The following is a 9,004-nucleotide window of genomic DNA, read 5'->3' as shown; positions in this document are numbered from 1 at the left end:
GGCCGGCGCCCTTCCCCGCCCCCCCCCGGGGGGGGCGGGGGGCCCCGCCCGGGGGTCGGGGCCCCCCGCCGGGGGGGGTCGCCGCGGTTCCTGCGGTCGAGGCGGCCACGGGCGCCGCTGCGCCGGTCGTGTCCGCGCCGACGTTCTTCGCGTCACCGCCGCTGCCCGAGCCGCCGGTGTCCGAGCCGCCGGTGTCCGAGGAGCCGCTGGCGCCGTCCCCGCCGGAGGTCTTGCCGCCGAGCATGCCCAGGCCTCGCTTTGCGACGTCAATCGCGCCGGAGGGGTTGGACATCGCTGCGGCGCCGAGGGCCGCTCCCGCGGCGCCGCCACCGGCCGAACTGGCGACCGCGCCTACGGCCGGCACAATGGTGCGCATCAGCGCGGGGAGGGCGATCAAGGCCAGAACGAGCAGCATGATCCCGGACATGGCCGTGATGATCGCGTTGCCCGATTCGCTGGGGTCGGTACCGGTCAGACGGAACGCTGACGCGTAGATCGTGGCCGCTGCTGGCTTGTAGAGGATGAACGCGAGGATCCAGCCGATGACCTTCTGAAACCACGCGCCACCACGTTGGGTGTTCGTGGCCGATGCCGACAGGGTCAGTGTCCCGCACAGCACGACGAGGATCGCACCACGCGCGATCATGAGCACGATCTGGACCAGGACGATGAGCAGGGCAATGATGCCGAGAATGATGATCAGGATGCTGCCGAAGCCGCCGGTGGCGATGTTGGTCACGCCGACGAAGACGATCATGGCGGTCATCGCGGCGCCGAAGCAGTTACCGGTGGTGTCGAGCTCACACGTCAGAGATTTGTTCAGAATCCAGATCGAGTAGCTGTCAGCGGCGGTGATCAGAAGGTTGACTACGGTGACCCCGCCGGCGGCGACCAGGATCAGGGTCACCAAGGATTGGACCAACTCTTTACCGGCCGTCGCACGTTGCTGGGCGATCATTTTCGCGCCCCCGATCAGGACCCCGAGCAGCGCGCCGGCGACGGTGTACCACCACGTCGAGGCCTGGAGGAAATGCACGGTGCCGCCTACCCCTTGCGGGCCGTTCGGTAGCAGGGCCGCGACGATCGAGGTTCCGCCGGACAGGACGATCACGCCCGCGAGGACCATCACGATGCGGTCGGTTATGGCGAGGCCCTGATCGCGCTTGACGGCGAACAGCACCGCGAGAACCATCAACGCGCCAACGGCCAGCACCCCACTGACCCAGGTGATGTAGGACAGGATCGTGACCAGGCCCTCCGTGCCACCACCGTTCTCCCCGGCGACGGCGGAAGAGACCGCCGCTTTGTCGGTCAACTCGGGGACGGCGACGCGGACCCAGACCGTCCCGACCGCGCCGAACCCTTTGCCCACTCCCTCGACGACGCCTTTGGCCAGGTCGGACAGGAATCCGCCGACCGCCGCCCCTGCGGAGCATGCGAAGTCGAAGGAGCCGCAGTCAGCCACTGGCCTGGCTCCAAGGGATATAGCCGCTCAGGTCTGGCACCTGGACCAGGCCGAACGGGTTGTCTTTCGTTGCCAGGTAGACCTTCCAGTCGCCGTCCTGCCACCGAAGCGGGTAGACCGCGCCGTAGTACCCAGTCCGGCCAGTCATCGAGAGCCGGAAGGCCACCTCGACCTGCGCTGAGGCCCCGTTGTAACTCAGGAGACGGAACCCGAGCAGCTCGACGCGGGAGCCGCTGGTGCTCTCCGAGCCCACGGCAGCGGCGACCCGTTCAGCCTTCGGAATGGGGGAGTCAGCCAGCGCGTACGACGCCCACGCCTTCTTACGCTCGAAGTTCGAGCTGTTCCCGATCGCGAGAACGTAGGCGGCGGCGAACACCGACCCCTCGGGAGTGTGCGCGAAGCAGGACCGCCAGCCCTGCGGCGACTGCGACCCCGGACCGGCGACCCGGGAGATCGGGAACGCCGTGCGACCCTCGTACGGCCACGTCGCGCCGGCGGGGGCGCGGCTCACCGTGCCGTCCTTGACCAAGCCAGGCAGCCCGCACACGCTGTCGGACTTCACCGGGCCGGCAACGGTCACGGACGGTGCCGCTGACGACGGCACCGGTACGGCGGGAGCAGCGACAGACGGTGCTGGGGCAGCTGCGGGAGGAGGTGAATCGGTGACCGACAGCCACACGCCGGCGGCGACCAGGACGACGACGAGAGCGATTGCCACCGGCAACCAGGCTCGGGTGAGGCGGCCTCGCGCGTCGTCGTCCTGAGCCGGGTCGGCTGGGGAGGGCTTGACGGGGGTCGTCATGCGAGCAGCAGCCCGACGATGGAGGATGCCGCGCCGAAGCCGATGATGCCGCCAACGAACTTCGCGCTGCGCGAGCCCCACTCAACGCGGTGACCATCCGAGAGAGCGACGGTCAGCGCCAGGACCATAAGACCGCCGACGAAACCGGCGAGACCAATCCACTTGATCCACGACAAGATCGTCAAGATGAAGGCGGACCCTGGAGGAGCCTTGGGATCCGGGTTGGGGATGTCGTACAGCGGGTTGGCGGCGAACTCGAGCGCGAGGTGGGTCAGTGTTGACATGCGGTGTCTCCTTGGTGAAGCGCCCTTCCCTTGGGAAGGGCGGGGTGGGTTACTGCTTGTCGGACGCTCGGGCTGCTGCCTCGAGTTGGGTGACAACTTGGGCGACGCGGCCGGGCACGTAGTCGCCGCAGGGGTGGATCCGCCACTCGGGCACCCACGGCAGCTCCCAGACCCGGGGAACCCCGCCTTGCAGCAGGCGGATCAGGTCACGCAGCTCGCGCGGGAGTTTGCCCGGGGCATCGGGCAGCACCACAAGCCCCACGAGCTGCAGGCCGGGCGTGAGGCCTGAGGCCCACTGCACGATGGCCTTCTGGGCCGCCCTGAGCCCTGCGTGATGGCTCCGGCACACGAGCACGGCACATACGGGGGCGCCGTCGCTTCGCCGGGGCCATGACCGGCCGGCGGGGAGCCACTGGTCGTGCAGCGCAGCGACGGTGGTCTCGCCCGCGCCGCCGTGCGCTCCAACGACCCAGAGCGTGGACCCGGCCGGCACGTCACGCAGGGGCAGCTGGTCGGCTGTGTCCGGGGCCGGGACACCACGTTGCGGTGACCCCGGACCCGCCGACCGCTCACGTGGCGCCTCGACGGGAATCGTCAGAGGCTCCGCCGCGAGTGGCGGAAGCCAGGGGTTGCGAGCCTGCGCTCTCGGGGCCGCCATGTCAGAGCCCTCGCGACACGGCAGACGCAGCGGTCAACCACGCGCGGGCTGTTGCCGGTCGCAGCGACCCGAACGCCAACACCCCGTCGACCATGGCCGGGTCCCACGGGATCGTGACCGTCTCCCGGGTCAGAGAGCTGTAGCCCTCGACGACGCGTCGCACATCGGCCCGGGTCGACCGGGGGTCGGCCTGCGAGACGACGGCCACGGCGCGGCTCGCCAGCTGAGCCGACCGCTCGTCTCGAGCAGCCAGACCCTCGAGAAGCAGCGCGCCGGCCTCCGCGTGGTCATCGCGCGTAGTAGTGGCCACCACGATCTGATCCGACAGGTCGATCATGCGGCGCCACATCGGGTCCGACTCGTCGTTACCGCTGTCAAGCAGGATCAGACGGTAGTACTTCGCCGCGACGGCGTGGATCGCGTCAACGTCCTCGGGCAGCACCCGTTGCTCGGTGGCCAGCGCCAGCGGCTTGCTGCGGAGCACGTCGTAGCGGTCACGGGTCTGGTGGTGCACGAAGTGTGCGAGATCTGCGGACTGCGCACCCGTACCGAGCAGGCCACTCGAGGCAGGCAGGAGGTCCAGCAGGGTCGCCTCGTGCGGCCCCTGCTCCGTGCGCCAGCCCAGTGTCCCGCGGGTCTGGTTGTTGTCCCACGTCAGTACCCCGGCCCCACCATGACGGGCGAACACAGCCGCGAGCAGGATCGTGGTCGGCGTCTTCGACGCGCCGCCCTTGCCGTTGACCACCGCGATGGTGCGCGGGCCGGGCCAGTGTTGGCTTACGGTGCGCATCTCGTCGCGTTCGGTGCGTTCCGAACGGCCCGGCGCGACCGCCAGGCCCAGCCGAGCGGCTGCGCCGCGCCATCCTCGCGTCGCTGGCTCCTCGCGGGCACCGGAGCCCAGGAACGAGGCACGGGCCTCGAGCCGGGTGGCCGGGACGGGCCCGGCCGGGGCAGAGCCCGCCGGCGGTGTGGCCGCTGCAGGTTCCGGAACCGGGGCCACCGTCGCCGGAGATGCCTCGTCCGCGACCGCCGCCGCGGCTCGCTCGCGGCTCGTTTGGGCGTCATCCGGCCCGGGACTACGCAGCTGGCGCGTGGAAGTCTCCAGTCGATCGGGAGGCTCCGGATCACTGTCACCGGTCACCGACCCGTCCGGCCCGACGACCAGCAGCCACGATCCCTCGTCGTCGCGGGCCGTGACGCGCACCGGCCGGCCCAGGCCCGCCGCGGTCGCGGTGATCATGGCCAGAGCCGCGGTGCGTACGTCCTGGCCATCGGTGGGTTCGACCAGCCGAGTCGCGCCGTTGGTGACAACCCGAGCAGGCGCGCCGGCCACGGTGACGATCTCCACCGTCGGCCACGGGTTGACCCCCGCCGCGAACTTGGCTACGTCGGTCTTACTACTCATAGCGATTCCTCTCCTGTCTCCTGGTCACTGCTGCTCGGGGCTTGCTCTCACGGGGCGCCCAGTACCACGCCGCGCGCGGCCATGAAGGGCGAGGGGTTGATCTTCTGGCCCTTGACGATGACCTCGAAGTGCAGGTGGCAGCCCGTCGAGAACCCTGAACTGCCCACCTCGGCGATGCGCTGGCCCGCCTTCACGACGTTGCCGACCCGAACGAAGATTCCGGCCGGGTACATGTGCTTGTAGCTCGTCGTGACCCCGGCGCCGTGATCGAGGTGAACCGTCCACCCGCCGTAGGAGTCGGCGTACACCGTGGAGACGGTCCCGGCGGCGGCGGCGTAGATGGGGCCCTTGCAGCCACCGGCCTGCAGGTCGAGGCCCGTGTGCCAGTTGCCGGTCGCATCCGGCAGCGTCAGATTCCGGCGCCCGTATGGCGACATCACCGGGCCCGCACCTGGCTGACCCCACTCCCCGGTGACGGGCAGGTCACCACCGGCCACGGCCGGGTCGACGCCGGCGGGACAGTCCAGCGCGACCGCCTGCGCCACGTCGGGGGCTACTGCCGCAGGGGCTCCAGTCCCGGCGGTGCTCGCAGACGGGGCCGGGCGGCCTGCCGCACTGACCTTCAAGTGCTCCATCACCTCGCCGGCTGGACCCCAGAAAGGCTCGTAGTGGTAAGGATCAGCGTTGTGCTGCACCAAGTTCGCGACCTTGGTTGGAGGGATCAGGTCCCTGCCGAGGATCTTCTTCTCGGCGGCAAAGAAGTTCCACGAGGAGATGTAAGGGTTCATCCGGTCCGCCAAACTCCCCCACCCCTGTGCGCGTTGCTGAAACAGGCCCCGGCTATCGGGACCGGCACCGTCGCCGAACTCGAGGACACGGAGGCCGGATTCACCCATCGCGGCCATGACGCCAATGGTCTGATCGCGCTCTGACAGCCCTTGGTCAACTCCGGCGCGTCGGATCTCGGCCGCGATGCCAAGTTGCACGCCTGAGTACCCAGCCGCGCTTCCTTGCGGGACCGGGCCGGGGGGCGGACTCGATGGCCCGGGAGCTCCCGCGGGCACGACCCGGGCGGCGCACGCCTGCGCTGCCTCAGCCTGCTGCTGCGCACCACCCATCAACATCGCCAGGCCGACCACCAGGCCCACGGGAACGACGACCACCGCGGCGACACCGACGGCGGCGGCCGCACCAACGTCGCCCCCGCCACTCATCGCTGCCGACCCGGGGGGACCAAGTCATCGGCCAGCCACGGCGCGGCCGCATCTCGCCGGCTAAGGACCACCACGTATGCGCCGGCGTTGGTCGAAACCTTCACCCTCGCGACGTACGCACTGCCTTCCTCGACCAGCTCGGCCTTGCCGGTCAGCTTCGTGACGGGCACGTTACGGGGGTCGACCGTGGCGTAGTCCGGCTGGGCGCGCGGGGTCAGCAGCGGCTCCAATGCCTCCCACCACTGCCGCTCGTCCAGCTTCACCGGGCGAGCGAAAGCATCCATCACCGTCGTACCGGCGGCCAGCGCGGCATCGCGCGAAGCGGAGTCCCACACCGGAACCGGGGCCACTGTCACCACCTGGCCGGTGTCTTCGTCCACCGCTCCCGGAGGTACCGTCTCCGGCGCGATACTCGCCGGCGAGGAGGCCACCGAGGATGACGAGGGGTGGCCATCACGGAACTGCACCACCGCCACCACGCAAAGAGCGACTAACAGCACCGCGCCAAGAACCGCCCACGTTCGAACCCTCACGGCGCGAATCCTGACCGGGCGGCGCGGCCACGAGGCCCTTGGCGGGTGGCGGGGCCGATATAGGCACCCAGCAGCACGTTTAGAATTTTCACCGTCCCCCTTCCAGCGCACCAACGTTGCAAGTCGGGATGTTCAGGCCCTGACGCGAGTCGCCACTCGTGTCAGGGCCACTTTGCTGCGTCCCCCGACGTCGTTCCTGTCACGTGTGGTTAACACTGTCACAGGAGTTGTAGTTCACAACGCACTCAAAGGTAAAGATTCATCCAAGAAACCCGACAGGATGACCGTTACTACACTTACGTTTTTGCGATACGGTGACGTCATGATCGACCCGCTGTCGCAGTCTGGCCTCCCGTACCTTGCCGAACGTCTCAACCGTCTGATCGACATGTACCGCTGGGTCGACCACGACACCGGAGCAACGGTCGGTTTCCGGTCCAACCAACAACTGGCTGACGCGCTGACCCATGTGTCAGAGCCGACGAGCCGCGCACATGTCTCACTCCTCAGAGCGGGCCATCAAGACAACCCGAGTGCGCGGCTCATTAGCGCCCTGTCGCAGGTGTTCGAGGTCAGCCCTGCCTACTGGTTCGATGAAGAGGTCGCTTCCCAGGTGCTACAGACTCTGCTCGACCGAACGCGGCCGAGCGGGGACCAGTAGCAGCATCAAGCAAACGGCCAAGCCCGTCGCCATCACGGTGCCGGCGATCGCAATCGAGACGGCTTCGGCTAGCCAGCCGTAGATCAAGAACCCCACCGGTATGCCGCCGAAGATCGCAAAACCAAGAAGCCCGCCGACGCGACCCAAGTGCGACTCCGGCGTAATTCGCAACAGCTCCGCCTTCAGCAGCACCGCCGCCGGCGCAAAGCACGCCCCCAGCGCCAGGCATGCGATGCCTGCCATCACGGGATGCGTCGCAAAGGCAAGGACGTAGCTGGCGCCCGCACCAGCGAACAGGAACGTCGCGGCCAGCCGCAAAGGGCGAGTCGCCTCTGTGGCGTGGCGTTCCATCATCACTACTCCCAGCGCTGACCCAACTGCGAATCCGAGCGTAGCCACCGCGTACATCTCACTGGACCATCCGTACGCGTGCGCCTTCAGAGGGATTCCCACCGCCAGCGGGGCAGTTGCAGTCAGATTCGCGATCGTGAAGACAGCCAGGATCGTCAAGACAGGCGCATGCGCTCGAGCAAATCGGAAGCCGGCCAACAGCTCATGAATCTTGCGACCTGCTGGCTCCGACTCACCTACCTCAGTCCCCGGCTTGTCCGAGGCGAACTGCCGTCGAGCACTCAACATCACCGCTGCAGCGGCAGCCAAGCACGCCGCCGCGGCCCACCCGACGACACCCCCTCGTAGCGCCAGCAAGAAGCCGGCAACAGGCGCCGCGACCACCTGGCCGATGAGTCCCAGCGTGGTGACTAGGGACTGCGCAGACCGTAGCTCCGCATCGTGGGCTACGACGGCCACCAGGGCCCCCATCGCAGGTACATGTAGAGCGTCGGCCACGCCGAACAACAGTGATACGACGACGAGGCCTACGGCACTCACCGGGCCGGACCCAGCGAGCAGAATCGCGAAAGGAACCATGAGCAGGGCACGTAGCACCAAGGTGACGTTGGCCGTCAAAGCAAGCCCCAGCCGATCGGCCACCGCTCCCCCGGCCACCATCAGCACCGCCCGCGGCACGGTACCCGCAGCGAGAACCACCGATACGGAGATCTCACTACTGCTGTATGCGGCCGCCCAGCCGAGCGCGACGAAGAACAATGTGTCCGCGACCGCATCAAGAGTGCTGGCGGACACCCACGCCCGCACCCCCCTCTGGCGCCAGACGCCACGGACTCCTCCCACTACTACTCCCCCAACGTGAAAGGGAAGCCCAGCAGCGTCAGAAAGACGATCTCCTCCCCCTCGGTACCCCGCTCCCGCTGGCGGGTTGCGGCCTGCTCACGATGACTGACAACGACTCGGTCGAGATCCTCATCGAGAGCCGTGAGCTCATCGAGCGTGAACTTGACGACGTAGTCGCGCCCAAGATCGTTCTCAGCCCACCCCGGCCACCGACCGTCTTTACGCTCACGCTCCCAGCGTTCGATACGGCCAATCCGCCGATGTTTGACGATGAAGTCGAGCAAGCGCATCACCGTGGCTTCCTCGGAATCCTCAGACGCGGGAGACGTGCTCGTCATCAAGGCTCCGGTCGACGCTTCTACCCATGAAGACGTACCCGACGACGCGATCAGCCCAGCATCCTCCAGCACCTTGAGATGGTGGCGCATGCTGCCCCGGGCATGGGGCAGTAGTCGACCAAACTCACTCGTAGTCAGCTCGCCACGGATCCGCAGCGCCTCTAATACGGCGAGGCGATTCGGATCAGCCATCGCTCGATAACGTTGCAGACGAGCGGCGTGCGACTCGCCAGAGTCAGTGGTGGGCACCCACGAACGATAGCCACACCTACAGACCAGCCGATACCATCTCTGTCCAAAGCCCCGGGACCGAACGAACTGGTGACGCCTGATGAAGAAAATGCTCGCGACCCTCGCCCTCGCTGCGCTGGCGGTCGTCGGCGCAGGCTCGACCGCCACCTCGGCGAACCAAGGAGTGGTTACTGCAGTTCGCTGCATCATGTGCTGACG

General features: G+C 68.0%; 10 protein-coding genes. 1 reads left to right on the top strand and 9 read right to left on the bottom strand.

Annotated features, from left to right (window positions below; genetic code table 11):
• The 7 genes from L0H79_RS07025 to L0H79_RS06995 form a co-directional block, all read right to left on the bottom strand.
• Positions 1-1,372, bottom strand: a 1,372-nt coding sequence (locus L0H79_RS07025; protein ID WP_301483872.1) for a hypothetical protein, incomplete at its 3' end; no start/stop codon positions are given.
• A gap of 85 nt (positions 1,373-1,457) precedes the next feature.
• A complete protein-coding gene (locus L0H79_RS07020) occupies positions 1,458-2,267 on the bottom strand; it encodes a hypothetical protein (protein WP_301483871.1) in 810 nt (269 codons plus the stop codon).
• Positions 2,264-2,551, bottom strand: coding sequence for a hypothetical protein (locus tag L0H79_RS07015; RefSeq protein ID WP_301483870.1), 288 nt, complete (start codon positions 2,549-2,551; stop codon positions 2,264-2,266). Before L0H79_RS07015 ends, L0H79_RS07020 begins: the two co-directional genes overlap by 4 nt.
• A gap of 49 nt (positions 2,552-2,600) precedes the next feature.
• Positions 2,601-3,209 carry a DUF6668 family protein gene (locus L0H79_RS22175; RefSeq protein WP_367652442.1) on the bottom strand — a complete coding sequence of 203 codons (609 nt, stop codon included), beginning with the start codon at positions 3,207-3,209 and terminating at the stop codon, positions 2,601-2,603.
• Position 3,210: 1 nt separating this feature from the next.
• Complete coding sequence (locus L0H79_RS07005; RefSeq protein WP_301483868.1) at positions 3,211-4,614, bottom strand: AAA family ATPase; 1,404 nt, start codon at positions 4,612-4,614, stop codon at positions 3,211-3,213.
• A 47-nt stretch (positions 4,615-4,661) separates the two neighbouring features.
• Positions 4,662-5,519, bottom strand: coding sequence for a M23 family metallopeptidase (locus L0H79_RS07000; RefSeq protein ID WP_301483867.1), 858 nt, complete (start codon positions 5,517-5,519; stop codon positions 4,662-4,664).
• A gap of 305 nt (positions 5,520-5,824) precedes the next feature.
• Positions 5,825-6,208, bottom strand: a complete 384-nt coding sequence (locus L0H79_RS06995) for a hypothetical protein (RefSeq protein WP_301483866.1) — start codon at positions 6,206-6,208, stop codon at positions 5,825-5,827.
• Positions 6,209-6,683: 475 nt separating this feature from the next.
• Between L0H79_RS06995 and L0H79_RS06990 the strand changes: the two genes are divergently transcribed.
• Positions 6,684-7,022: a hypothetical protein gene (locus L0H79_RS06990; RefSeq protein WP_301483865.1), complete on the top strand. Its 339-nt coding sequence runs from the start codon at positions 6,684-6,686 to the stop codon at positions 7,020-7,022.
• Here L0H79_RS06990 and L0H79_RS06985 read toward each other — a convergent pair.
• A complete protein-coding gene (locus L0H79_RS06985; RefSeq protein WP_301483864.1) occupies positions 6,978-8,168 on the bottom strand; it encodes an MFS transporter in 1,191 nt (396 codons plus the stop codon). The genes L0H79_RS06990 and L0H79_RS06985 overlap by 45 nt on opposite strands.
• Positions 8,169-8,218: 50 nt before the next feature.
• The gene (locus tag L0H79_RS06980; RefSeq protein WP_301483863.1) at positions 8,219-8,803 is read right to left on the bottom strand and encodes a helix-turn-helix transcriptional regulator; all 585 of its coding nucleotides are present in this window, start codon (positions 8,801-8,803) and stop codon (positions 8,219-8,221) included.
• Positions 8,804-9,004: the final 201 nt, after the last annotated feature.

Source organism: Intrasporangium sp. (assembly GCF_030452765.1).
Lineage (GTDB): Bacteria > Actinomycetota > Actinomycetes > Actinomycetales > Dermatophilaceae > Intrasporangium_A.
This window is presented reverse-complemented; position numbering and strand designations above follow the sequence as displayed.

Bases quoted from the DNA above. Each gene is read 5' to 3' on its own strand.
- L0H79_RS07020 (WP_301483871.1), bottom strand. From the start codon at position 2,267: ATGACGACCCCCGTCAAGCCCTCCCCAGCCGACCCGGCTCAGGACGAC.
- L0H79_RS07015 (WP_301483870.1), bottom strand. From the start codon at position 2,551: ATGTCAACACTGACCCACCTCGCGCTCGAGTTCGCCGCCAACCCGCTG.
- L0H79_RS22175 (WP_367652442.1), bottom strand. From the start codon at position 3,209: ATGGCGGCCCCGAGAGCGCAGGCTCGCAACCCCTGGCTTCCGCCACTC.
- L0H79_RS07005 (WP_301483868.1), bottom strand. From the start codon at position 4,614: ATGAGTAGTAAGACCGACGTAGCCAAGTTCGCGGCGGGGGTCAACCCG.
- L0H79_RS07000 (WP_301483867.1), bottom strand. From the start codon at position 5,519: ATGGCCGCGATGGGTGAATCCGGCCTCCGTGTCCTCGAGTTCGGCGAC.
- L0H79_RS06990 (WP_301483865.1), top strand. From the start codon at position 6,684: ATGATCGACCCGCTGTCGCAGTCTGGCCTCCCGTACCTTGCCGAACGT.